This window comes from Stenotrophomonas sp. 610A2 (assembly GCF_030549615.1).
In the GTDB taxonomy this organism is placed as follows: Bacteria; Pseudomonadota; Gammaproteobacteria; order Xanthomonadales; family Xanthomonadaceae; genus Stenotrophomonas; species Stenotrophomonas pigmentata.
The window spans coordinates 2,688,927-2,712,017 of sequence record NZ_CP130832.1 but is presented as its reverse complement, the minus strand read 5'-3'; the positions used below and the strand labels follow the sequence as shown (position 1 = coordinate 2,712,017).

Genomic DNA, 23,091 nt, shown 5'->3' with positions numbered 1-23,091 from the left:
TGAGCCGGAGCCTTGAAACTTTCGGTACAGCCCACATACGGGGCGGGGTAGGCGGCAGAACATCCGCCAAGGAAACCGGAAATGAACCAAGAGCACACTGAATTCGACCCCGAGAACGCCGCCATGGGCGGTGACGACGCGCAGCACGACCAGATCGAGGCCTTGCGTGCCGAGCTGGAGCAGGTCAAGGCCGAATCGCTGCGCGAACGCGCCGATCTGGACAACCAGCGCAAGCGTGTGGCCCGTGACATCGACCAGGCCCGCAAGTTCGCCAACGAGAAGCTGCTTGGCGAATTGTTGCCGGTGTTCGACAGCCTGGATGCAGGCTTGGCTGCCGCTGGCGGTGAGCCCAATCCGCTGCGTGAAGGTATGGAGCTGACCTACAAGCAGCTGCTCAAAGTAGCCGCTGACAACGGTCTGGTCCTGCTGGACCCGGCCGGCCAGGCTTTCAATCCGGAGCATCACCAGGCCATCAGCCAGGTGCCGGCACCGGCTGGCGTGGCCCCGGGTGCGGTAGTGACCGTGTTCCAGAAGGGCTACCTGCTCAACGAGCGCCTGCTGCGGCCGGCGCTGGTTGTGGTGGCCCAGGCCGACTGATCGGCCGCGCTGGCTGGCCGCTGCCTAAATCCGGCGCGGCCGTCGGCAAACAGTGTTCCGGGGATGACTTGAATGTCATCAGGTCGTCCCCCACATCCCATTCATCCCCGGCGGCTGCCGGCAAACGAATCTCAGGAGTCCCCCATGGGCAAGATCATTGGTATCGACCTCGGCACCACCAACTCGTGCGTGGCGATCATGGACGGCGGCAAGGCCCGCGTCATTGAAAACTCGGAAGGCGATCGCACCACGCCCTCCATCGTCGCCTACACCAAGGACGGCGAAGTACTGGTGGGTGCCTCGGCCAAGCGTCAGGCCGTCACCAACCCGAAGAACACCTTCTACGCGGTGAAGCGCCTTATCGGCCGCAAGTTCACCGACGCCGAAGTGCAGAAGGACATCGCCCACGTGCCGTACGCCATCCTGGCGCATGACAACGGCGATGCATGGGTACAGACCAGCGATGCCAAGAAGATGGCGCCGCAGGAAATCTCTGCCCGCGTGCTGGAAAAGATGAAGAAGACCGCCGAAGACTTCCTCGGTGAAAAGGTCACCGAAGCGGTCATCACCGTGCCGGCCTACTTCAACGACAGCCAGCGCCAGGCAACCAAGGACGCAGGCCGCATTGCTGGCCTGGACGTCAAGCGCATCATCAACGAGCCGACCGCGGCTGCCCTGGCCTATGGCCTGGACAAGGGTGACAACAAGGACCGCAAGATCGTTGTGTATGACTTGGGCGGCGGCACCTTCGACGTGTCGATCATCGAGATCGCCAACGTCGACGGCGAGAAGCAGTTCGAAGTGCTGGCCACCAACGGTGACACCTTCCTCGGCGGCGAAGATTTCGACAACCGCGTCATCGAATACCTGGTTGAAGAGTTCCAGAAGGACCAGGGCATCGACCTGCGCAAGGATCCGTTGGCCCTGCAGCGCCTGAAGGACGCCGCCGAGCGCGCCAAGATCGAGCTGTCTTCCGCGCAGCAGACCGAAGTGAACCTGCCGTACGTCACTGCAGACGCTTCCGGTCCGAAGCACCTGAACATCAAGCTGACCCGCGCCAAGCTGGAAAGCCTGGTCGAAGAGCTGATCAAGAAGTCGATCGAGCCGTGCCGCGTTGCGTTGAATGACGCAGGCCTGCGTTCGAGCGACATCAGCGAAGTGATCCTGGTCGGCGGCCAGACCCGCATGCCGAAGGTGCAGCAGGCTGTTACCGAGTTCTTCGGTAAGGAACCGCGCAAGGACGTCAACCCGGACGAAGCCGTGGCACTGGGTGCTGCGATCCAGGGCGGCGTGCTGGGCGGCGACGTCAAGGACGTGCTGCTGCTGGACGTGACCCCGCTGTCGCTGGGCATCGAGACCATGGGCGGTGTGTTCACCAAGATCATCGAAAAGAACACCACCATCCCGACCAAGGCCTCGCAGACCTTCTCGACCGCCGAGGACAACCAGTCGGCCGTGACCGTGCACGTGCTGCAGGGTGAGCGCGAGCAGGCCCGTTACAACAAGTCGCTGGCCAAGTTCGACCTGTCCGGCATCGAGCCGGCACCGCGCGGCATGCCGCAGGTCGAGGTGTCCTTCGACATCGACGCCAACGGCATCCTGCACGTGTCGGCCAAGGACAAGAAGACCAACAAGGAACAGAAGGTCGAGATCAAGGCCGGTTCGGGTCTGTCCGAGGAAGAGATCGCACGCATGGTCGCCGACGCGGAAGCCAACCGCGAAGAAGACAAGAAGTTCCAGGAGCTGGTCCAGGCCCGCAACCAGGCTGACGGTCTGATCCACGCCACCCGCAGCGCCATCACCGAGCATGGCAGCAAGGTTGGCGGCGACGTGATCGGCAAGGTTGAAGCCGCACTGGCCGATCTGGAAACCGCGATGAAGGGCGACGACAAGGCACAGATCGAAGCCAAGTCGAAGTCGCTGGAAGAAGCCGGTCAGGCGCTGTTTGCCGCCGCTTCGGCTGGTGAGCAGGGCGGTCCGGCTCCGGGCGGCGACGCCGGTGCCCAGTCCAATGACGATGTGGTGGACGCCGAGTTCACCGAAGTCAAGGACGACAAGAAGTAAGCAAGGCCGGTGTTGTAACTGGGGATTCGGGGTCCGGAACTACTGTTCCGGCTTCCGGATCCCCTTCCGGTATCTGCAATACCAGGCTTTTCGTCCCTGATTCCCAACCCCGATTACAGAACCTCATGTGCCGATGAAACGCGATTATTACGAAGTACTGGGCGTAGCCCGCACCGCCACCGATGAAGAGTTGAAGAAGGCCTATCGCCGTTGCGCGATGAAGCACCACCCGGACCGCAACCCGGGCGATGCTGCCGCTGAAGCTGCCTTCAAGGAGTGCAAGGAGGCGTACGAAACCCTGTCCGACGGCAATAAGCGGCGCATGTACGACGCCCACGGCCACGCTGCGTTCGAGCATGGCATGGGCGGCGGCGGTGGTCCGGGTGGTCCGGACATGAATGATATTTTCGGCGACATCTTCGGCAATATCTTTGGCGGAGGTGGCGGCGGTCCGCGTCAGCCGCGTCGCGGTGCCGACATCGGCTACGTGATGGAGCTGGACCTGGAAGAAGCGGTGGCCGGCGTTGAGCGCCGCATCGAGATCCCGACCCTGGCCGAGTGCGGCGATTGCGACGGCAGCGGCTCGGAAGACCGCAAGGTCGAGACCTGTAATGTCTGCGGTGGTCGTGGCCAGGTGCGTGTGCAGCGTGGCATCTTCGCCATGCAGCAGGCCTGCCATAACTGCGATGGTCGCGGTCAGATCATCAGCAAGCCATGCAAGACCTGCCACGGCAACGGTCGTGTCGAGGAAGACAAGGTGTTGTCGGTCAAGGTGCCTGCAGGCGTTGATACCGGCGACCGCATCCGCCTGCAGGGCGAAGGCGAGGCCGGGCCGGCCGGTGCGCCGGCAGGCGATCTGTACGTGGAAGTGCGCGTGCGCGAGCATGCCATCTTCACCCGCGATGGCGATGACCTGCACTGCGAAGTGCCGGTACGTATCTCGCAGGCAGCGCTGGGCGACGCAATCCGTGTCGCAACCCTGGGCGGCGAGGCGGAAATCCGCATCCCGGCCGAGACCCAGACCGGCAAGCTGTTCCGCCTGCGCGGCAAGGGCGTCAAGTCGGTGCGCAGCCGTACCGAAGGTGACCTGTACTGCCGCGTCGTGGTGGAAACCCCAGTCAACCTGACGGCCGAGCAGCGCAAGCTGCTGGAGCAGTTTGAAGCCACCTTTGTCGGCGAAGAAGCGCGCAAGCACTCGCCGAAGTCGGCGACCTTCATCGACGGCGTAAAGGGCTTCTGGGAACGCATGAAGTCCTGATGCGTCACTGTAGTGCCGAGCCATGCTCGGCAGAGGCGTTCCCGGTAATGCCCCTGCCGAGCATGGCTCGGCACTACCTCGTTATGCCCTCTGCTATTGGTTGCGCGCGCAAGCGTATGCAGTCGCGCCTTGCCCTGCGGACGTAGAATAGGGCGATGAACGAAGTCGACCATAGCCATCTCGTGCACGGTCGTCGGCAACGCCCGGATGGGCCGTCGCCGGTGGACGTGATCTCCGTGCAATCCCAGCTTGTGTACGGCCATGCCGGCAACAGCGCGGCAGTACCGCCGCTGCGCGCCCTGGGCCTGCGCGTCGCCGAAATTCCCACCACGCTGCTCAGCAACGCGCCGTTCTACGCGACGTTGCGCGGCCGTGTGCTGCCTGCAGACTGGTTCGCGGAACTGCTGCAGGGCGCAACCGAACGGGGCTTGCCGCAACGCGCCGGTGCCTTGGTTTCCGGTTATTTCGGCAGCGTCGCCAATGGAGCCGCGTTTGCTGATTGGCTGGATGAAGTACTGCCGCAATCGCCGAACCTGCGTTACTGCCTGGATCCAGTTATCGGTGACACCCATACCGGCCCCTACGTTGAGCCGGGGCTGGAAAAGATCTTCATCGAGCGCCTGTTGCCGCATGCCTGGTTGGTAACGCCCAACGCCTTCGAGCTCGGTCGGCTGACCGGTATGCCTGCCTTGGAGCAGGACGATGCCATCGCTGCTTCGCGCAAGCTGCTGGAGCGCGGGCCGGAATGGGTGATCGCGCATTCGGTGTCCGGTGATCCGGGCGAGCTGGTGACCTTGGCCATCGGCCGCGAACAGATCTGGCGTTGGACCTCGCCGCATCTGCCGGTGGATGTGGCCGGTACCGGTGATGTACTGATGTCGCTGCTGGTCGCCTTCCTGCTCAAAGGCCATAGTTTCGAGGACGGTGTGAGCCGCGCGATCGCCGGCGTGCATGCGGCGTTGGAAGCGACGCTGGCTACTGGAGTGGAAGAGTTTGACGTGTTGGCGGCTGCACCAGCTGCCTTGGGTACCCCGTACCGCTTCCGCGCCGAGCGTCTGGCGTGAGCATGCGTCCGGTCATCGGCATCGTCGGTAGCGGCGGTGCCTTTGGGCGTTGGCTGCGCGGTTTCTTCGAAACGCGCATGGGCTTGCAGGTGATCGGTCATGATCCGGTCGATGTGGACTCGCAGACGCCGGAGCAGTTGCTGGAACAGGCCGATGTGCTGCTGTTCTCGGCACCGATCCGACATACGCCTGCATTGATCCGCGACTACATCCGGAAATCGGCCGGGCGTGAGCGCGGCAAGCTGTGGCTGGACGTCACCTCGATCAAGGCCGAGCCGGTCGCGGCGATGCTGGAATCGCAGGCGTCGGTCGCAGGCCTGCACCCGATGACTGCGCCACCCAAGGCGCCGACCTTGAAGGGCAGGGTGATGGTGGTCTGCGAAGCGCGGTTGGATGCGCGTTGGCAGGCATGGCTGGATGAACTGTGCATCGCCTTGCAGGCCGAATGCGTGCGGGGGACAGCCGAGCACCACGACCGGGTGATGGCGCTGGTGCAGGCGATGGTGCATGCCACCCATCTGGCCCAGGCCGGCGTGCTGCGCGAGTACGCGCCGATGTTGGGTTCGCTGAGCGAGTTGATGCCTTATCGCTCGGCTGCGTTCGAGCTGGATGCAGCGGTGATCTCGCGCATCCTGTCGTTGAATCCGGCCATCTACGAAGACATCCAGTTTGGTAATCCGCACGCAGGCGAAGTGCTGGATCACCTCTTGCAGCAGCTGCAGCAGCTGCGCGGTCTGGTGGGGCAGGGCGATGATGCCGCGCGTGCGGCGTTCCGTACGCAGTATCTGGCCGACAACAAGGCCGCGGTGGATGAGCAGACCCTGCGCGATGGCAACTACAGCTTCGAGCGTATTGGTTACCTGCTGGCGGACCTGACCGATCAACGCGCGATGAGCGTGCATCTGCCGGAGGATCGCGCCGGTTCATTGCGTGAGCTGCTGCATGTGTTCGAGCGGCATCGCATCAGCCTGGCCTCGATTCACTCTTCGCGTACGCCGAGTGGCGAAGTGCACTTCCGTATGGGCTTCGTGCAGGCTTATTCGGCTGGGGTGATTGCAGCGGCCAGCGACGAGATCAACAGCAGCGGCATAGGCCGCGTGCTGGATCGGTAAGCGCATCGGTTGTAGGAGCGGCGTAAGCCACGCGGCTCGCGAGCCAGCAACTAGAGCAACGGCAACGGCAACAGCCCAAAAGCACCCCTCCCCAACCCTCCCCTTGGCTGCGCCAAAGGGAGGGGGCGGATCTGTGGGAGCGGCGTAAGCCGCGAAGCTCGCGAGGCAACAGCTGCAAGAGCAACTGCAACTGCAAGAGCCCAAAGCACCCCTCCCCAACCCTCCCCTTGGCTGCGCCAAAGGGAGGGGGCCACCCCACCTGCGTCTCAAAGTCTGCGACTTAATCCACAGGCGAGTGTGTGCAAGCATGTGGATAAACCCCTACATCCCTTGGGGCACAAGGCTGTCAAGATGGTTGGTGAAAATTTGACCAGTCTGCAGCCGGATCGGCATAGCGTATTCAGAATTACCGGAGACCGGCCGAGGTAAGCGTCCCGATGCGCGCCGGCGATCGTCACGGCGCGCTGTTGGGTGTGGGTCAGGCCCGGTAGGGCTGGTTCATCGACAGGCTGACTTCGCCGTCGGCACTGAACAGGTTGCTGCCGCGACGCAGCAAGGGTCGGCCATCGGCAAGCTCGTAACGCGGTGGACGGCTTGTGCTGCTGGCCTGAGTGTTGCCGGGCTCATCAAGGAATTCGATGACGATGCAGCTCTCGCCATCGCGTGTGGTTGCGGGGAACTGTCTGAACGCCATGGTTCGCCTCCAATGCTGGAAAGGTGCTCGCATTTCAGTACCTGCGGGCACACAGCGAGCTTGCCGCTGGCCTTGTTACCCAGGCGTTAGCGCAGCGTTCTCAATCTATGAATTGCAGGCGCGCCAGCTCGGCGTACAAACCGTCCTGTGCCAACAGTTCAGCATGCGTGCCCTGCGCGACAATGCGACCGTGGTCCATCACCACGATGCGGTCGGCCTTGAGCACCGTTGCCAGGCGATGGGCGATAACCAGCGTCGTGCGCCCGGCCATCAGCCGCTCCAGTGCCTGCTGCACCGCACGTTCGCTCTGCGCATCCAGTGCGCTGGTGGCTTCGTCCAGCAGCAGTACCGGTGCGTCCTTCAGCAATGCGCGGGCGATGGCCACGCGTTGCTGCTGGCCGCCGGACAGGCGTGCGCCGCGTTCGCCCAGGTCGCTGGCATAGCCTTCCGGAAGCTGCATCAGGAAGTCATCGGCCTCGGCTGAACGTGCGGCGGCGCGTACTTCCTCGTCGCTGGCCTCCAGCCGGCCATAACGGATGTTGTCGGCGGCACTGGCGGCGAACAGGGCAGGCTGCTGTGGCACCAAGGCGATGCTTTGCCGAAGTTGTGCTGGATCGAGTTCGCGCAGGTTGACGCCGTCCAAGCATAGCTTGCCGCTGTCCGGGTCGTGGAAGCGCAGCAGCAACGACAATACAGTGCTCTTGCCAGCGCCAGATGGCCCAACCAGCGCGACGGTTTCGCCCGGCGCGACGCTCAGGCTGAAATCATCCAGCGCTGGCTGATCCGGTCGCTGCGGGTAGTGGAAGGACACATGCTCGAAACGGATCTCGCCGCGAATCGGTGAGGGCAGGGCGTGCGGCTGCGCAGGGGCGGTGATCTGCGGGCTCTCCGCCAACAGTTCACCGATACGGCCCATGCCGCCGGAAGCACGCTGCAGTTCGTTCCACACTTCGGCCAGGGCGCCGACCGAGCCGCCGCCGATCAAGGCATACAACAGGAATTGCCCAAGCGTACCTGCGCTCATCCGGTGATCAACCACATCGTGCGCACCGGACCACAAGACAGCAACGATTGCCCCGAACACCAGCACCATGGCGATGGCGGTGACGAAGGATTGGGTGCGGATGCGGCGCCTTGCAGTAGCCACGGACACATCCAGTGCGGCCTCGAAGCGACCGCGCTCATAAGGCTCGCGGGCATGCGCCTGCACCGTGCGCACCGCGCCCAATGTTTCGGAAGCCAACGCATTGGCGTCTGCGACACGGTCCTGGCTGGCACGCGCGATCTTCTGCAACTTGCGCGCGCCAAGGACGATGGGTAGCACCGCCAGCGGGATGCCGATCAAGGAGTACACCGCCAGCCGCGGGCTGGTCACGAACAGCATCACCATCGCGCCGACCACGGTGACGCTGCTGCGTAGCGCGACCGACATGGTCGAGCCGATCACACTGCGCAGCAGTTCGCTGTCGGCGGAGAGGCGCGATACCAGCTCGCCGCTGCGGGTGCGGTCATGGAAGCCGGCATCCAGGCCAATCAGGTGTGCATAGAGCTTGCCGCGCAGGTCGGCGACGACTTTTTCGCCCAACAGGGAAACGAAGAAGAAGCGCGCAGCGGTTGCCAATGCCAGCACCACGGCGACGATGAACAGCAACAGGAAGGCGCGGTTGATTTCGCCACCGCCGGAGAAGCCGTGGTCGATCATCTGCTTGACCGCCATCGGCAGGCTCAGCGTCGCCGTGGATGACACCGCCAATGCAAGCAGCCAGGCCGTGAACAGGCCGCTGTGGCGACGCACGAACGGCCACAGGGTTTTCAGGCTGCCGAGTTTCTGCAGCTTGCGGGGCTGGGCGGGAGAGGTGTCAGTCATGGTTCACGGGTTCGCTCAAACGTAGGCGGTCGCGGGTGGCGTCGCGCAGGCGCAGGGCCAACGCATCGATCTGGTCTGCCGGCAGCCGCACGTGCAGGCGCAGGCCTTCGGGCAGGAAGTGCTCTTCGAGTTTCTCGGCGCCGGCGTTGCCGAGCAGGGTGTGTACGACGCCCATGTCCTCGAAGCCGCATTGCAGGATGCGTTCGGTCATCGGCACCAAGGGGCTGCGTTGAGCCAATCGCAGGCATTCGGCTGCAGTGCCGCCATAGGCGCGGACCAGGCCGCCGGCACCGAGTTTGATGCCGCCGTACCAGCGGGTCACCACCACCGCGATGCGGTCGTAGCCTTGGCCATCGATCGCGGCCAGGATCGGGCGCCCGGCGGTGCCGGCAGGTTCGCCGTCGTCGCTGGAACGGTATTCATTGCCATGCCGGTAGGCCCAGCAGTTATGGGTAGCATCCACATCCGAAACCGATTGGATGAACGCCAGCGCCGCGTCGGCATCACCGATCGGCGCTGCCTGGGCGAGGAAGCGGCTGTGTTTGACGTCCAGCTCGTGGCTGGCAGGTACGGCGAGAGTATCGAGCATTGCCGTCATTCTAGTGGCCGCGCCGCAAAGCTGTAGCGGATGCGGCTCAATCCTTGAGCAGTGGTCGCAGGTCGCGCGGAATTCGGGCTTCCGGGTAATCATGGGCAAAGCGGCGAAGGCTGGCCTTTGCGCCTTCCAGATCACCGCTTTCGTGCCGTTCGCGGATGCGCTTGATCCACTGGTGGCGCGACAGCATGGCATCGGCTTCGATGTCGGGGGTGCTGTCGGCCGCAATGGCTTCCGCACGCTGGCGGCGTGCCTCGGCGGCCTTGCTGACTGTCTTGGCACCGGCATGCGGAACTGGTGTGGAGCCCGTCGTGGTCAGTCGTGGCGGCGCTGCGCGTGCTGGTGCCGCCTCGGTTCTGTAACGCTGGTCCTGTGCGACGTCGGCAGTGGCGGCCTGTTCGCCTTGAACCGGGGCAGCCATCGGTGCGGGAGCCATCATGGGTGCGGGAGGTGCAGGTGGGGCGGGCGGCGCAACAACCGGTGCGGCGGAGAAGGCGCGAGGCGATTGCCCTGCATTGCTGGCGTCGGGCTTTTCGATGACGGGTATTTCGTCGTTGTGCGCAGCGCCTGGCTGTGCGGCGCCGACGCTGCGCTCCTTCGCGCTGACTACGGTTTTGACCTGCGGTTCAGCGGGAGCGGGCGTTGCGGCATCCTCAGCGGCCTGGACGGGAAGTGGCGCCGCAGGTGCAGCAGCGACTTCGGCGGCTGCCATATCCGCGGGCGCTACCTCAGCGGCGGGCGCGGACATTTCGGCGTGCTGCATCGCCGGTTGCTGTGGCGTCAGCGGCCGCAGCTGCCAGGCCAGGCCAACCACCAATACCAGTGACGCGGCCACTGCGAATGAAGACACCAGCCCACGGCGGCGTCCCCAGCCGCGGCCACGCGAGGCGGACGCCGTCGCGGCGCGGTATTGGGGCTGTACTTCTATTTGAGGCTGCTCCGATTGCGCCTGTGCCTGCGGCCCGGTGCGCGCCATCTCCAGGATGCGTGCGTCCAGTTGCGCGCTGGGTGTGGCCGCACCGGCACCAGGCCGGCCGAGCAGCCGCGCCATCTCGCGCTCTTCGGGGGTCAGCATGTCTGGAATGTTCATTCGCTCAACCTCGCGCGCAGCTTGTCCATCGCATAGCGCAGCCGCGACTTGACGGTTTCCCGGCCAACGCCGGTGATCTGCCCGATCTCCTCCAGGCTGAGTTCCTGTTCCAGTCGCAGGATCACGACTTCCTGTTGCTCCGGCGGCAACTCGGCCAGGGCCTGGCGCAGTTGCAGGCGCTGGGCCTGTTCGTCGGCGACCAGCTCCGGCGTGCAGTCGTCGGCCAGGCGCGCGGTGCGCTCGTCGGCGTCTTCCGGCGCTGCCGGGCGATGACGGGCAGCTCGCCAATGGTCATTCAGGCGGTTATGGGCGATTCGGAACAGCCAGGTGGCGAAGGCCGCATCGGGCTTCCAGCCGGCCCGGGCGTTGATCATCTTCTGCCAGACGTCCTGGAACAGCTCCTCGGCCAAGGGGCGGTCACGCAGCTGGCCCAGCAGATAGTGGAACAGCCGCGCGCGGTGCCGGGCGTAGAGCTCGGAGAACGCATCGCTGTCACCGTCGGCATAGGCCAACATCAGCACTTCATCGGTAGGGGTTTGGACAGCGGTATCCACCTGCCAAGCGTAGTGGCTGGGCTGGGTTCTGCCTAGCTCGGCGAGCGCGGGCGGAATGCCTTATTCAGAATTGTGAAATGGAATCTTTTTTCTGCGACCCACTGCTCTTGACCGCTGCGAAAGGTATGCTGCGGAATCAGGGGGGAGTTCCGGGAGACCGGAACCCAGAGAGAACGGATACATGTCGTATAGCGAGCTTGACGCACGGGTTGATCCTCCGCGCGCCGACACATTTTCGCCGGTCACCAAGGCGGTGGCGACATTGCAGGGCATGCTGCCCCGCGCCAGCACGGTAGCGCTGGCGTGGCGTGATGGTGTGCTGGGCAAAGGCAGCTGCAGCTTTCCGGAAGCTGACGGACGGCTGTGCCTGATGGCAAGCAACCGTTTGGCCGGGCATCCATCGGATCTGCCTGCGTCTGTCCACGCCTTCAGTTGGAGCGACGAGGTCGGCGCCGATTATGTCGTACTGGTCGATGCCGATGAGGCCATGTCCACGGTCCGCGGTGACGCGTGGCAGGGCACCGCACGGGTGTTGCTTGCATCGGTCATGGAGCTGATGCGGCAGCGGCTACAGATTGAAGAGCTGCAGCGCTCCAAACAATTGCAGAAGGCCTTGTTCGAGATTGCCGACCTGGCTGGTGCCGATCTGGCGATGACCGAGATGATGGCGCACTTCCATCGCATCCTCGGCTCGCTGATGTATGCCGAGAACTGCTACATCGTGGAGTGCGACGAGAACCAGCAGAACCTGGAGTTCCTGTATTTCGTCGATACCCACGACAGTTATCTGCCAGAACCCGGACGTCGCTACAGCTACGAGGAAATGCCGGCCAGCCTGACCTTTGCAGTATTGCGCAAGGGGCGCGCGCTGAGCGGCCCCTCGCGTGAGTTGGCCAAGTACCTGGAACAGCAGTACGACGTCTCCGAAGGCGTTGAGAGCACCGACTGGCTCGGCGTGCCGATGTGGCGCGACAACCGCGTATGCGGGGCGATCGTGGTGCAGAGTTATGTGGCCGATGCCTGCTATGGCGAGGAGGAGTTGGCGCTGCTGAATTTCGTCGCCAAACACATCCTCACCGCGATGGACCGGCATCAGGCGCATGCACAGCTGGAACAACGTGTGTGGCAGCGTACCCAGGACCTGGAGCACATCAACGATCACCTGCAGGGCGAGATCATCGAGCGCCGGCGTGCCGAGCTGCTGCAGGCCGCGCTGTTCAACATCTCCGAGCTGGCGATGAGCGGCAAGGCCGCTGGCGAGTTCTATGCGCAGGTGCACGAGATCATCGGTCGCCTGCTGGATGCCAGCAATTTCTATGTCGCGATGGTGACCGAAGATGCAGCAGGCATCGAATTCGTCTACTCGGTTGATCGTTTCAACCGCGAACGTGCAACCCGTGTTTTCAGTGATGGATTGACCGAGTACGCGTTGAAGCGGCGTGAGCCGGTGTTGCTGACGCGCGCGGACATCGACAAGCTGATCGCCACTGGCGCCCTGAAGGAATTCGGTGCCAAGTCGCAGTGCTGGTTGGGCGTGCCCTTGTTCAGCGATGACGAGGTTGTCGGCGTCATCGCGGTGCAGAGCTATAACCCGCAGGTCGTATTCACCGCTGATGACCAGCGCCTGTTGGTGTTTGTGGCCCGCACCATCGGCAACAGTCTTGCCCGCCAGCGCGATCAACAGCGCCTGGTGCAGGCACATGCGGACCTGGAGCTGCGGGTAACCGAACGCACCCGCGAGCTGGGCGAAGTCAACCAGAAGCTGCTGGGCCAGATCGGCGAGCGCATGCGCGCCGAGCAACGCCTGACCCATCTTGCGATGCACGATGTGTTGACCGGCTTGCCCAATCGCCTGCACCTGCAGGATCGATTGGAGCGTGCCATCGAGAATGCGGAGTTGGGCATCACCCCGCACTTTGCGTTGTTGTTCCTCGATCTGGATCGCTTCAAGTGGGTCAATGACAGTATCGGCCATGCGGCAGGCGACCAGATGCTGGTCGAGGTTGCACGACGCCTGGTCGGTCTGGTGCGTGGCGACGATGTCGTGGCGCGTTTGGGCGGCGATGAGTTCGCGCTGTTGGTCCACTCCGACCGTGGTTCTAACGCGGCGATGGATCTGGGCCGGCGCCTGCTCAAGGCGCTGGAAGCTCCGATGTGGGTGGATGGGCGCGAATTGTTCCCGTCCGGCAGCATCGGCATTGCAGTGTGGGATACACGCTACACCTCCGGCGCGGACCTGCTGCGCGACGCGGATGCGGCGATGTACCGGGCCAAGCTCAAGGGCCAGGACCGCTGCGTGATGTTCGACGGTGCGATGCATGACGAGGCCATGCGCAGCCTGGAGCTGGAAGCGGACCTGCGGCGGGCAATCAAGAAGCGCGACTTCCTGCCTTACTACCAGCCCATCGTGTCGCTGCTTGACGGGCAGGTGGTTGGCCACGAGGCGCTGCTGCGCTGGCAGCATGAGCGCCGTGGCGTACTGCTGCCCGGGCAGTTCCTGTCACTGGGTGAAGAAAGTGGCCTGATCGAGCAGGTGGATTGGCAGATCTACGAGCAGGTGATGGAAGACATGGCGGCGTCGACGGCCGGCTATATCTCCGTGAATGTCTCGCCCCGTCATTTCCGCTCGGTTGAGTTCGCTCCACGGCTGTTGGGAATGCTGGATGCGGCGGGCGCGGACCCCGCACGGCTGCGCGTCGAGATAACCGAAATGGCCTTGCTGGACGATGAGCCGCGCACCTTGCGCGCCCTGCACCAGCTGCGCGAGCGCGGCGTTGTGGTGCAGCTGGATGACTTTGGCACCGGCTATTCGGCATTGTCCTATCTGCACCGGTTCCCGATCAGCGCATTGAAAGTGGATCGGAGTTTCGTAGCCGGTCTGCACAATGAAGGAAGCAGCAGCACGATGGCCCTGGTACAGGGTGTGCTCTCGTTGGCGCGCACGCTGGGCATCGAGACGATAGGTGAGGGCATAGAAGACGAGCGCCAGCTGCAGACGCTCAAGGAGCTCGGCTGCAATTTCGGCCAGGGCTATCTGCTCGGCTACCCGGCCCCGTGCGAGCAGAGCCTGCAGCGCAAGAAGGCTGCTGCAGGTCTGTAGGAGCGGCGTAAGCCGCGAAGCTGGCAATCCATCCGGTGCGTGTCAGTTGCAATTGCGCGATGCGCGTTTGCTCTTGAGCGCGGAATGTATGCGACCTGCATGGTCTACGAGCTTCGCGGCTTACGCCGCTTCTACATAAAAGCTTGCTGGTTGCTTCAGCGCAGCGCGTTGCGCTTCTTCTCGTCGAACCACTTGTCGGCCTGGGCCGGCGAGTAGTTGCGCATCCACTCCAGCATCTGGGTGGCGTCGTCGCCGTACCACAGGTCTTCGCGCTGCTCCGGGTGCAGGAAACGCTCGCTGACCATGGTGTCGATCATGCCGATCAGCGGCTGGTAGAAGCCGTCGATGTCGAGGAAGGCGCAGGGCTTGTGGCCGATACCGAGCTGGCGCCAGGTCAGCATCTCGAAGATCTCCTCGGCGGTACCGAAGCCGCCGGGCAGGGCGACGAAGGCATCGGACAGGTCGAACATGCGCGACTTGCGTTCATGCATCGAGCCGACGATTTCCAGCGAGGTCACGCCCTTGTGCGCGACTTCCATGTCCACCAGGTGCTGCGGGATCACGCCGGTGACTTCGCCACCTGCTGCCAGCACGCCATCTGCAACCGCGCCCATCAGACCGGTACGGCCGCCGCCATAGACCAGGCGCAGGCCTTCGTTGGCGATGCGCGTGCCCAATTCGGTGGCGCGTTCGACGTAGATGGGCTTGGCGCCGGGGTTGGAGCCGCAATAGACGCAGATGGACTTCATGTGTTGTTCCTGATGGATGGGAAGAGGTGGTCGCTCTGCTGCTGATGAATACGCGTGCAGACCGGGGACTACAAAAGCAAGAAGGCTCCGCCGGAGCGGAGCCTTCAGGTCACAGGCCGTGGAGCTTAGTTGGCCTTGTGGATGGCGCGCTTGGTCACTGCCATCGCCGCGTCGTGTACTGCTTCGGACAGCGACGGGTGGGCGTGGCAGATGCGGGCCAGGTCATCGGACGAGCCGCTGAACTCCATGGTCAGCACACCTTCGTGCACCAGCTCGGAGACATTGGCGCCGACCAGGTGCATACCCAGCACGCGGTCGGTTTCGGCGTGTGCCAGCACCTTGACGAAGCCAGCCGGCTCCACCATGGCGACGGCGCGGCCGTTGGCGGCGAACGGGAAGCTGCCAGCCTTGTACGGGATGCCCTCGGCCTTGAGCTGGGCTTCGGTCTTGCCGACCCATGCCAGTTCCGGCTCGGTGTAGATGACCCACGGGATGGTGTCGAAGTTGACGTGGCCCGGCAGGCCAGCGATCAGTTCAGCCACGGCGACGCCTTCTTCAAAGCCCTTGTGGGCCAGCATCGGGCCGCGCACGCAGTCACCGACCGCCCAGACGCCATCGACGCCGGTGTGGCAATGGTCGTCGACCACGATCTGGCCACGCTCGTTGAGCTGCACGCCGGTGCCTTCGGCCAACAGGCCCTTGCTGGCGGCGCGGCGGCCAACGGCCACCAGCAGCTTGTCGACGGTCAGGGTCTTTTCGCCTTCGGCATCGGTGTAGCTGACGATGACTTCCTCGCCCTTGATCTCGGTCTTGGAGACCTTGGCGTTGAGGCGGATGTCCAGGCCCTGCTTCTTGAATTCCTTGGCAGCAACCTTGGCCACTTCGGCGTCGGCGGCGGCCAGGAAGTCCGGCAGTGCTTCCAGGATGACCACTTCCGAACCCAGGCGCTTCCACACGCTGCCCAGTTCCAGGCCGATCACGCCGGCGCCGATCACGGCCAGGCGCTTCGGCACTTCGGTGAAGTCCAGCGCGCCGACGTTGTCGACGATGTGCTTGCCGTCAAACTTGGCGAACGGCAGTTCGATCGAATCCGAACCTGCGGCGATGATGACGTTGGTGCCCTTGAGCTCGACTTCCGAACCGTCGTGCTGCTTGACCTTGACCACATTGCCGGCCTGCAGCTGGCCGAAGCCGTAGTAGGTGGCAACCTTGTTGGCCTTGAACAACTGGGCGATGCCGCCGGTGAACTGCTTCACGATGGCGTCCTTGCGGCCGACCATCTTGTTCACGTCGATCTTGGCGTCGTTGAAGCTGATGCCGTGCTGATCGAAGATGTGGCCCATGTTCCAGTACTGGCGCGAGGAGTCCAGCAGCGCCTTGGACGGGATGCAGCCCACGCGCAGGCAGGTGCCGCCCAGGGCCGGCTTGCCGTCCTTGCCCAGCGCTGCATCGATGCAGGCGGTCTTCAGGCCCAGCTGTGCGGCGCGGATGGCAGCGTGGTAGCCGGCCGGACCAGCACCGATGACGACGACGTCGAATTGTTCAGCCATTTGAGATTCCTTGTTGCCTGTCCCTTCTCCCGCCGGGAGAAGGTGGCGCGTAGCGCCGGATGAGGGTGCGGGTGAGGCTTGCCCTCACCCCAACCCCTCTCCCGCGAGCGGGAGAGGGGCTCAGAGCAATTACAGACCGAACAGCATGCGGCCCGGGTTTTCCAGCTGGTTCTTGATGTCCACCAGGAACTGCACCGAATCCTTGCCGTCGATGATGCGGTGGTCATAGGACATGGCCAGATACATCATCGGAGCGATCACGATCTGGCCGTTCTCGGCGATCGGACGGTCCTTGATGGCGTGCATGCCGAGGATGGCGCTCTGCGGCGGGTTGACGATCGGCGTCGACATCAGCGAGCCGAAGGTGCCACCGTTGGTCACGGTGAAGGTGCCGCCCTGCAGTTCTTCCAGCGACAGCTTGCCGTCACGGGCCTTCTTGGCGTAATCGGCAATTGCCTTCTCGATGTCGGCGAACGACATGCGCTCGACGTTGCGCAGCACCGGGGTCACCAGGCCCTTCTCGGTCGACACCGCGATCGAGATGTCCGAGTAGCCGTGATAGATGATGTCGTCACCATCGATCGAAGCATTGACCAGCGGGAAGCGCTGCAGCGCGTTGGCGGCAGCCTTGACGAAGAAGCTCATGAAGCCGAGCTTGATGCCATGGGCCTTGACGAACTCTTCCTGCAGTTCCTTGCGCGCAGCCGAGACCTTGGACAGGTTGACTTCGTTGAAGGTGGTCAGCATGGCGGTCGAGTTCTTCGACTGCATCAGACGCTCGGCAATGCGCTTGCGCATGCGGGTCATCGGCACGCGTTCTTCCGGACGTGCACCGCCGGCCTTGCCGACACCGCCGTTGCGGGCGAAGTTGACGATGTCTTCCTTGGTGACCGCGCCGTGGCGGCCGGTGCCGGACACGTCAGCCGGGTTCACGCCTTCGGTGATGGCCGAGAAGCGGGCGCCCGGGGGCAGGGCGTCGGCAGCCGACTTGGCAGCCGGGGCCGGTGCAGCGGCAGCAGCCGGAGCGGCGGCGGCCGGGGCAGCAGCCTTCGGTGCTTCGGCAGCAGCAGCCGGAGCGGCAGCAGCAACCGCGCCTTCCTCGATGATCGCCAGGATCTGGCTCGAGGTGACGGTGTCGCCTTCCTGGAACTTGATTTCCTTCAGCACGCCATCAACCGGCGCCGGTACTTCCAACACGACCTTGTCGGTTTCCAGGTCGAGCAGGTTCTCATCACGCTTGACGGCCTCGCCAGCCTTCTTGTGCCAGGTGGCGATGGTGGCGTCGGAGACGGATTCGGGCAGTACCGGTACTTTGACTTCGGTGGCCATTTGGCTGATTTCCTGGTTTCGTTTTCTTGTGGAAAAGGGGGCTTATTCGGCGTAGTTGTCGTCGATCTTGTTGACCAGCGCGTCGGCGAGCAGCTGTGCGAGTTCGCGCAGGTGATCGGACATGTGGCCAACAGCAGGCGACGGAGAACGCGGGCGACCGGCATAGTGCAGGGCCTGGCCATCAGCCACGCATGCCTGCAGGTGGTGCTTGATCTGGTACCACGCACCCTGGTTCATCGGCTCTTCCTGGCACCACACGACGTCGGTGGCCTTGCCGTACTTCTTCAGTTCGGCAGCCAGCGCCGGGCGCGGGAACGGGTAAAGCTGTTCAACGCGAACCAGTGCAACGTCGTCCTGGCCGCGCTTGGTCACGTCTTCCAGCAGGTCGTAGTAGACCTTGCCCGAGCACACGACCACGCGCTTGACCTTCTTGACGTCCGCGGTGGCGTCGCCGATCAGGTGCTGGAACTCGCCATTGGCCATTTCGTCCAGGCTGGACACGGCCAGCTTGTGACGCAGCAGCGACTTGGGCGACATGACGACCAGCGGCTTGCGGGTGTCCATGCGCATCTGGCGACGCAGCATGTGGAATGCCTGCGCCGGGGTCGACGGCACGCAGACCAGCATGTTCTCCAGTGCGCACAGCTGCAGGAAGCGCTCAAGGCGTGCCGAGCTGTGCTCCGGGCCCTGGCCTTCATAGCCGTGCGGCAGCAGCAGGGTCAGGCCGGAGATGCGGCCCCACTTTGCTTCGCCGGAGGCGATGAACTGGTCGATCACGACCTGGGCACCGTTGGCAAAGTCGCCGAACTGGCCTTCCCAGATGCACAGGGTGTTCGGGTCGGTGGTGGAGAAGCCGTACTCGAACGCCATCACTGCTTCTTCGCTCAGCAGCGAATCGATGATGGTGGCCTGCTCCGGCGACTCGACCAGCTGCCGCAGCGGCAGGTAGTAGTTATCGGTCTTCTGGTCGTGCAGGATCGCGTGGCGGTGGGTAAAGGTGCCGCGACCGACGTCCTGGCCGACCAGGCGCAGGCCATTGCCTTCGTCCAGCAGCGTTGCGTATGCCAGGTTCTCGGCGAAGCCCCAGTCGCCCAGGATTTCACCGGCGGCCATCTTGCGACGGTCGTCGTACACCTTGGCCACGCGCGAATGCACTTCCACTCCTTCCGGAATGGTGTTGATCATGGTGGCCAGCTGGGTCAGCTTGCCCATGTCGACCTTGGTGCTGACCGGATCGGACAGCTTGCCCGACAGGTACTTCGGCCAGTTGACGAACATCTTGCTGGTGGCCGGGGTCTTTTCGACCGTGGCCAGCTCGGTGGTGACTTCACCGGAGTCCAGCTTGTTGCGGTAAGCGTCGACCATTTCCTTGCCGGCGCCGGCAGCAATGATGCCTGCGGCTTCCAGCTGCTCTGCGTAGAGCTCGCGGGTGGTCTTGTGCTTGCGGATCACCTGGTACATCAGCGGCTGGGTGATCGCTGGTTCGTCGGCTTCGTTATGGCCCCAGCGGCGGTAGCAGACCAGGTCGATCACGACGTCCTTGTTGAACTGCTGGCGGAAGTCATAAGCCAGCTTGGCCGCGAACACCACGGCTTCGGGATCGTCGCCGTTCACGTGCAGGACCGGGGCAGCAACCATCTTGGCGATGTCGGTGCAGTACAGGGTCGAGCGCGAGTCGTCGCGGTTGGAGGTGGTGAAGCCCACCTGGTTGTTGATGACGATGTGCACGGTGCCGCCGACCGCGAAACCGCGGGCCTGCGACATCTGGAACAGCTCCATCACCACGCCCTGGCCAGCGAATGCAGCGTCGCCGTGGATCAGGACCGGCATCACCTGCTTGCGCGCGGTGTCGTTGCGGCGTTCCTGGCGCGAGCGCACCGAGCCGACAACTACCGGATCGGCGATTTCAAGGTGGGACGGGTTGAACGCCAGGGCCAGGTGCACCGGGCCACCATCGCTGGCGACGTCGGCCGAGAAGCCCATGTGGTACTTCACGTCACCGGCAACGGCGCGGTCGTCGTGCTCGAACTTGCCTTCGAATTCGTCGAACAGCTTGCGCGGGTTCTTGCCGAGGGTGTTGACCAGCACGTTCAGGCGGCCACGGTGGGCCATGCCGATGATCACGTCCTTGACGCCTTCCTTGCCGGCGTCGCGGATGATGGTGTCCATCATCGGGATCAGCGAGTCGCCGCCTTCCAGCGAGAAGCGCTTCTGGCCGACGTACTTGGTGTGCAGGTAACGCTCGAGGCCTTCGGCCGCGGTCAGGCGCTCCAGGGTGCGACGCTTGGTGTCGGCATCCAGGTTGTAGTTGCCACCGGCAGCCTCAAGGCGCTGGTAGAGCCACTGGCGCTGCTCGACTTCGGCGATATACATGAACTCTGCGCCGATCGAGCCGGTATACGTCGCCTTCAGGCGCGCAAACAGGTCACGCAGCTTCATCCGCGGCTGGCCGCCGACACCACCGGTGCTGAACTCGTCGTTGAGGTCGGCATCGCTGAGGTGGTGGAAGGGCAGGCCCAGGTCCGGCGGGTTGACCGGCGGGGTCAGGCCCAGCGGATCAAGATTGGCGCCGAGGTGGCCGCGTGAACGGTAGGCGGTGATCAGGCGGCCGACATTGCGCTCGCGCTCGTCGCCGGAACCGGCGTTGGCGCCGACTTTGCCGGCGTTCTTCGCGGCTTCGGTGATGTGTGCGATGGCGGCAGAGTGCGGCACATCGCCAGCTTCGCGGCCTTTGAAGCCGTCAAAGTAGGACTTCCACTTGGGGTCCACACTGTCCGGGGAGACGAGGTACTGTTCGTACAGGTCCTCGACATAGGAGGCGTTGCCGCCGGCGAGCTGCGATGATTGCGCAAACTGCTTCAGTAGATTGTCCACGATGGAGAGTCGGATTCACTTGTGGGGTAGTTCTGGGAACCGGCGGACCTGCGACAGCGTCGCGCGCGGGCGTGTTCTAACCACGAAATTATACCCCTCACTGGACAGGAAGGGGCACCTACACTGTCCCGCGCATTAATACCTGACTGCGGCTTGTCCTGCCCAGGTCAATGCTCAGACACCTAGTACGCGCAGTCCGTTGCAAGCGCGTGAACGCTCCCATATGCGCTTGAACAGCAGCTCCTGCTGCTGGGCGCGGGCGGGGCTGTCCAGTGCCAGTTCGCCTTCGACGCGGGCACCTATTGGACGAAAGTAGCAGTCTCCCTGATCGTTGCTGATCGCCGCCGAGGCTACCTGGCAATCCGCCGGGTCCACTGGTTCACGCAGATGGAACACACTGGGCAGGCGCTGCACCAGTGCGATGAAGGCCGCGGGCAAGGCGGGCAGGTCGGCTTCGTGCAGCAGCACGTGTACCTGCTTGTCGTGGCGGGCGGTGGCAAACCGACGCAAGGCGTCCAGTACCAGGGGCTGGGCGAGCAGTGCGTCATTGCCGCGCAGCTGCAGGTGCAAATGGCGGCGCGCAGCATGGATCACCGCAGCGGTGGCAGCGCGGGCCTGATCCGGGTCCTGCACCCGCATTGCTCCGTCCAGACGCCGGCGCATGGTCTGGTGACCGATGCCGGCTTCTTCAAATTCAACACCTTCCGGCAGAAACCCATTGCAGGCGTAGAAGTCGCGGGCATGCAGCTGTGCATGCAGGCTGACCTCGCCCCAGCCGCGTTTGCGGGCAGCAACCAAGAGCGTATTCAGCAGGGCCTGGCCAACGCCTTTGCCGCGCCAGCCGGCAAGCACCGCCATCCGGCCGATGTGCTGGTCGGGGGTCAAGCGGGCGGCGCCGATGGCTTGGCCGTGTTCATCCAGGGCCAGCGCGTGGTCGCTGAGCGGGTCCAGCTCGTCTACTTCCAGCTCGGCCGGGACGTTCTGCTCGCTGACGAATACGGTATGACGCACGCCGTGCAGCAGGGCCTGCTGCACGGCGTAGTCGGCGATCTCTACATGGAAGATCGCGGTTTGGCTCATGCCGACGGGGTTTCCGCGTCGTCTTCGTCTTCTTCCTCGCCGTCGTCACAGATCACCACGACTTCGACGCCTTCCTCATTGACCAGCACGGTCTCGATGTTGGCGCTGGACGGCTCGCCTTCACCGGCTTCGCTGTACTCGATCACTTCGATCTCGACTTCCGGGGCATCGGCCTCGTCATCGAAGTCCTCGTCGTCGAACTCTTCCTCGACCTGGTCGTCTTCGGCCACCTCGTCCATGGCTTCCAGCGCGTCCTGCTCGGCGAGCATGGCGGCAATGGTTTCCACGTCCAGCAACTGGTAATGGCCGCCGACGATCAGCTCCATCAGCGCATCACGGCCCTTGTTGCCGAGTTTGTTGAACAGGGCGATATCGATCTGTTCGGTACCGGCAAGGGTCTGTGCGTCCTTGGTCGACAGCTGGAACGCCAGCCCGGAGCAGTACAGCGAGGCGCCACGGGTGGCGCGGCGCCAGGCCAGACGGGCCCACGGGTGGCGCTCAAGCACGCCGCCATTTTCCAGCTCGGCGACCACTTCTTCCGGCGACGGCGGTGCCTGCGACGGCAGGATGTCACCAGCAGCGCGGTAAGTGGTGATGAAGCGGCCGAACCAGTTGCCGAGGCGATCCGGGTCGTTCATGCGCAGCGCGTTGAGCGCGGCGACAACGCGCTTCATCGCGGCCTCGTCGATCTCGTTCGGGTCTTCCGGCAGCTTCAGGTCTGGGTCCTGGAAGCGGATGGATTCGTCGGCATCGGCGACCAGATCGTCCAGGTAGTCGCTGATCAGCTCAGCGGAGGACGGCGCGCGCATGCCGAACGAGAAGGTCAGGCAGGGGTTCACGGCAACGCCGTTGTGCGGCACGTTCGGCGGCAGGTACAGCATGTCACCCGGGCCCAGCACCCAGTCGTGGGTCGCCTTGAACTTCTTCAGCAGCTTCAGTTCGACGTCGGGACGGAACTCCAGCGACGGACGCTTGCCCTTGGTCGACTCGCTGGCATCGATCTGCCAGCGGCGCTGGCCATGGGCCTGCAGCAAGAACACGTCGTACTGGTCGACGTGGGCGCCAACCGAACCGCCGGTGGCGGCAAAGCTGATCATCACGTCGTCCATGCGCCAGCGCGGCAGGAAGTTGAAGTAGGAGGTCAGGGCGCGCACTTCGGGGTCCCACTTGTCCACGTCCTGCACCAGCAGGGTCCAGTTGTGGTCAGGCATGCCGGGGAAGTCTTCTTCCTGGAACGGGCCGGTGCGCAGGGTCCAGCCGTCGGTGGCGCGGTCATGGCTGACGATGCGCGCCAGCGCGCCTTCTTCGCAGGCCAGGCCGGCCAGGTCTTCAGGCATTACCGGGGTTTCGAAATCCGGGAAGGCGGCGCGGATCAGCAGCGGGCGCTTCTGCCAGTAATCGCGCAGGAAGGTGGCCGGGCTCATGCCCAGCGGCAGGCCGGGCTTGGCCTGGACTTCGATCGGATAGGTCTTTTGCTTGCGTGCAGCCATGGGGGAAATCCTTTGCAACGGAGG

Annotated in this window: 17 protein-coding genes; 6 read left to right on the top strand and 11 right to left on the bottom strand. The window is 64.0% G+C overall.

Going from position 1 to position 23,091, the window contains the following annotated elements; translation table 11 throughout:
- Positions 1-81: 81 nt before the first annotated feature.
- From grpE to Q5Z11_RS12100, 5 genes are all read left to right on the top strand, one after another.
- Entirely contained in the window at positions 82-597 is a 516-nt protein-coding gene (gene grpE / locus Q5Z11_RS12120) for a nucleotide exchange factor GrpE (RefSeq protein ID WP_303746659.1), read from the top strand.
- A 144-nt stretch (positions 598-741) separates the two neighbouring features.
- Entirely contained in the window at positions 742-2,661 is a 1,920-nt protein-coding gene (gene dnaK / locus Q5Z11_RS12115; protein ID WP_303746658.1) for a molecular chaperone DnaK, read from the top strand.
- 133 nt (positions 2,662-2,794) lie between these two features.
- The gene (gene dnaJ, locus Q5Z11_RS12110; RefSeq protein WP_303746657.1) at positions 2,795-3,919 is read left to right on the top strand and encodes a molecular chaperone DnaJ; all 1,125 of its coding nucleotides are present in this window, start codon (positions 2,795-2,797) and stop codon (positions 3,917-3,919) included.
- 155 nt (positions 3,920-4,074) lie between these two features.
- Positions 4,075-4,983 (top strand): pyridoxal kinase, encoded by a 909-nt coding sequence (gene pdxY / locus Q5Z11_RS12105; protein ID WP_303746656.1) that lies wholly within the window; start codon positions 4,075-4,077, stop codon positions 4,981-4,983.
- Between the two features lie 2 nt (positions 4,984-4,985).
- Positions 4,986-6,095 (top strand): prephenate dehydrogenase, encoded by a 1,110-nt coding sequence (locus tag Q5Z11_RS12100; RefSeq protein ID WP_405051691.1) that lies wholly within the window; start codon positions 4,986-4,988, stop codon positions 6,093-6,095.
- A gap of 478 nt (positions 6,096-6,573) precedes the next feature.
- On the opposite strand, the gene Q5Z11_RS12095 is transcribed toward Q5Z11_RS12100, so the two are convergent.
- The 5 genes from Q5Z11_RS12095 to Q5Z11_RS12075 form a co-directional block, all read right to left on the bottom strand.
- Positions 6,574-6,789, bottom strand: a complete 216-nt coding sequence (locus Q5Z11_RS12095) for a hypothetical protein (protein ID WP_303746654.1) — start codon at positions 6,787-6,789, stop codon at positions 6,574-6,576.
- Positions 6,790-6,889: 100 nt separating this feature from the next.
- Complete coding sequence (locus Q5Z11_RS12090; RefSeq protein WP_303746653.1) at positions 6,890-8,656, bottom strand: ABC transporter transmembrane domain-containing protein; 1,767 nt, start codon at positions 8,654-8,656, stop codon at positions 6,890-6,892.
- On the bottom strand, positions 8,649-9,245 hold the full coding sequence (locus Q5Z11_RS12085; protein WP_303746652.1) for an IMPACT family protein: 597 nt from the start codon (positions 9,243-9,245) through the stop codon (positions 8,649-8,651). The genes Q5Z11_RS12090 and Q5Z11_RS12085 overlap by 8 nt, the downstream gene beginning before the upstream one ends.
- A gap of 46 nt (positions 9,246-9,291) precedes the next feature.
- Positions 9,292-10,341 carry a hypothetical protein gene (locus tag Q5Z11_RS12080; RefSeq protein WP_303746651.1) on the bottom strand — a complete coding sequence of 350 codons (1,050 nt, stop codon included), beginning with the start codon at positions 10,339-10,341 and terminating at the stop codon, positions 9,292-9,294.
- Positions 10,338-10,895 (bottom strand): RNA polymerase sigma factor, encoded by a 558-nt coding sequence (locus Q5Z11_RS12075; RefSeq protein ID WP_303746650.1) that lies wholly within the window; start codon positions 10,893-10,895, stop codon positions 10,338-10,340. The genes Q5Z11_RS12080 and Q5Z11_RS12075 overlap by 4 nt, the downstream gene beginning before the upstream one ends.
- Before the next feature lie 181 nt (positions 10,896-11,076).
- On the opposite strand from Q5Z11_RS12075, the gene Q5Z11_RS12070 reads away from it, so the two are divergent.
- The gene (locus tag Q5Z11_RS12070) at positions 11,077-13,995 is read left to right on the top strand and encodes a bifunctional diguanylate cyclase/phosphodiesterase (RefSeq protein ID WP_405051592.1); all 2,919 of its coding nucleotides are present in this window, start codon (positions 11,077-11,079) and stop codon (positions 13,993-13,995) included.
- A gap of 155 nt (positions 13,996-14,150) precedes the next feature.
- On the opposite strand, the gene Q5Z11_RS12065 is transcribed toward Q5Z11_RS12070, so the two are convergent.
- The 6 genes from Q5Z11_RS12065 to Q5Z11_RS12040 all read right to left on the bottom strand — a co-directional run bounded on the left by Q5Z11_RS12065 (position 14,151) and on the right by Q5Z11_RS12040 (position 23,067).
- Entirely contained in the window at positions 14,151-14,744 is a 594-nt protein-coding gene (locus tag Q5Z11_RS12065) for an LOG family protein (protein WP_282272078.1), read from the bottom strand.
- A 125-nt stretch (positions 14,745-14,869) separates the two neighbouring features.
- On the bottom strand, positions 14,870-16,294 hold the full coding sequence (gene lpdA, locus Q5Z11_RS12060) for a dihydrolipoyl dehydrogenase (RefSeq protein ID WP_303746649.1): 1,425 nt from the start codon (positions 16,292-16,294) through the stop codon (positions 14,870-14,872).
- A 129-nt stretch (positions 16,295-16,423) separates the two neighbouring features.
- Positions 16,424-17,623 (bottom strand): dihydrolipoyllysine-residue succinyltransferase, encoded by a 1,200-nt coding sequence (sucB, locus tag Q5Z11_RS12055; RefSeq protein WP_303746648.1) that lies wholly within the window; start codon positions 17,621-17,623, stop codon positions 16,424-16,426.
- Positions 17,624-17,665: 42 nt separating this feature from the next.
- Entirely contained in the window at positions 17,666-20,497 is a 2,832-nt protein-coding gene (locus Q5Z11_RS12050; RefSeq protein ID WP_303746647.1) for a 2-oxoglutarate dehydrogenase E1 component, read from the bottom strand.
- A 174-nt stretch (positions 20,498-20,671) separates the two neighbouring features.
- Positions 20,672-21,577, bottom strand: a complete 906-nt coding sequence (locus tag Q5Z11_RS12045; protein WP_303746646.1) for a GNAT family N-acetyltransferase — start codon at positions 21,575-21,577, stop codon at positions 20,672-20,674.
- Positions 21,574-23,067, bottom strand: coding sequence for a ribosomal protein uL16 3-hydroxylase (locus Q5Z11_RS12040; protein WP_303746645.1), 1,494 nt, complete (start codon positions 23,065-23,067; stop codon positions 21,574-21,576). The genes Q5Z11_RS12045 and Q5Z11_RS12040 overlap by 4 nt, the downstream gene beginning before the upstream one ends.
- Between the last annotated feature and the right edge of the window lie 24 nt (positions 23,068-23,091).

Coding starts and splice junctions, on each gene's coding strand:
- grpE (WP_303746659.1), top strand. CDS start 82: ATGAACCAAGAGCACACTGAATTCGACCCCGAGAACGCCGCCATGGGC.
- dnaK (WP_303746658.1), top strand. CDS start 742: ATGGGCAAGATCATTGGTATCGACCTCGGCACCACCAACTCGTGCGTG.
- dnaJ (WP_303746657.1), top strand. CDS start 2,795: ATGAAACGCGATTATTACGAAGTACTGGGCGTAGCCCGCACCGCCACC.
- pdxY (WP_303746656.1), top strand. CDS start 4,075: ATGAACGAAGTCGACCATAGCCATCTCGTGCACGGTCGTCGGCAACGC.
- Q5Z11_RS12100 (WP_405051691.1), top strand. CDS start 4,986: ATGCGTCCGGTCATCGGCATCGTCGGTAGCGGCGGTGCCTTTGGGCGT.
- Q5Z11_RS12095 (WP_303746654.1), bottom strand. CDS start 6,789: ATGGCGTTCAGACAGTTCCCCGCAACCACACGCGATGGCGAGAGCTGC.
- Q5Z11_RS12090 (WP_303746653.1), bottom strand. CDS start 8,656: ATGACTGACACCTCTCCCGCCCAGCCCCGCAAGCTGCAGAAACTCGGC.
- Q5Z11_RS12085 (WP_303746652.1), bottom strand. CDS start 9,245: ATGCTCGATACTCTCGCCGTACCTGCCAGCCACGAGCTGGACGTCAAA.
- Q5Z11_RS12080 (WP_303746651.1), bottom strand. CDS start 10,341: ATGAACATTCCAGACATGCTGACCCCCGAAGAGCGCGAGATGGCGCGG.
- Q5Z11_RS12070 (WP_405051592.1), top strand. CDS start 11,077: ATGTCGTATAGCGAGCTTGACGCACGGGTTGATCCTCCGCGCGCCGAC.
- Q5Z11_RS12065 (WP_282272078.1), bottom strand. CDS start 14,744: ATGAAGTCCATCTGCGTCTATTGCGGCTCCAACCCCGGCGCCAAGCCC.
- lpdA (WP_303746649.1), bottom strand. CDS start 16,294: ATGGCTGAACAATTCGACGTCGTCGTCATCGGTGCTGGTCCGGCCGGC.
- sucB (WP_303746648.1), bottom strand. CDS start 17,623: ATGGCCACCGAAGTCAAAGTACCGGTACTGCCCGAATCCGTCTCCGAC.
- Q5Z11_RS12045 (WP_303746646.1), bottom strand. CDS start 21,577: ATGAGCCAAACCGCGATCTTCCATGTAGAGATCGCCGACTACGCCGTG.
- Q5Z11_RS12040 (WP_303746645.1), bottom strand. CDS start 23,067: ATGGCTGCACGCAAGCAAAAGACCTATCCGATCGAAGTCCAGGCCAAG.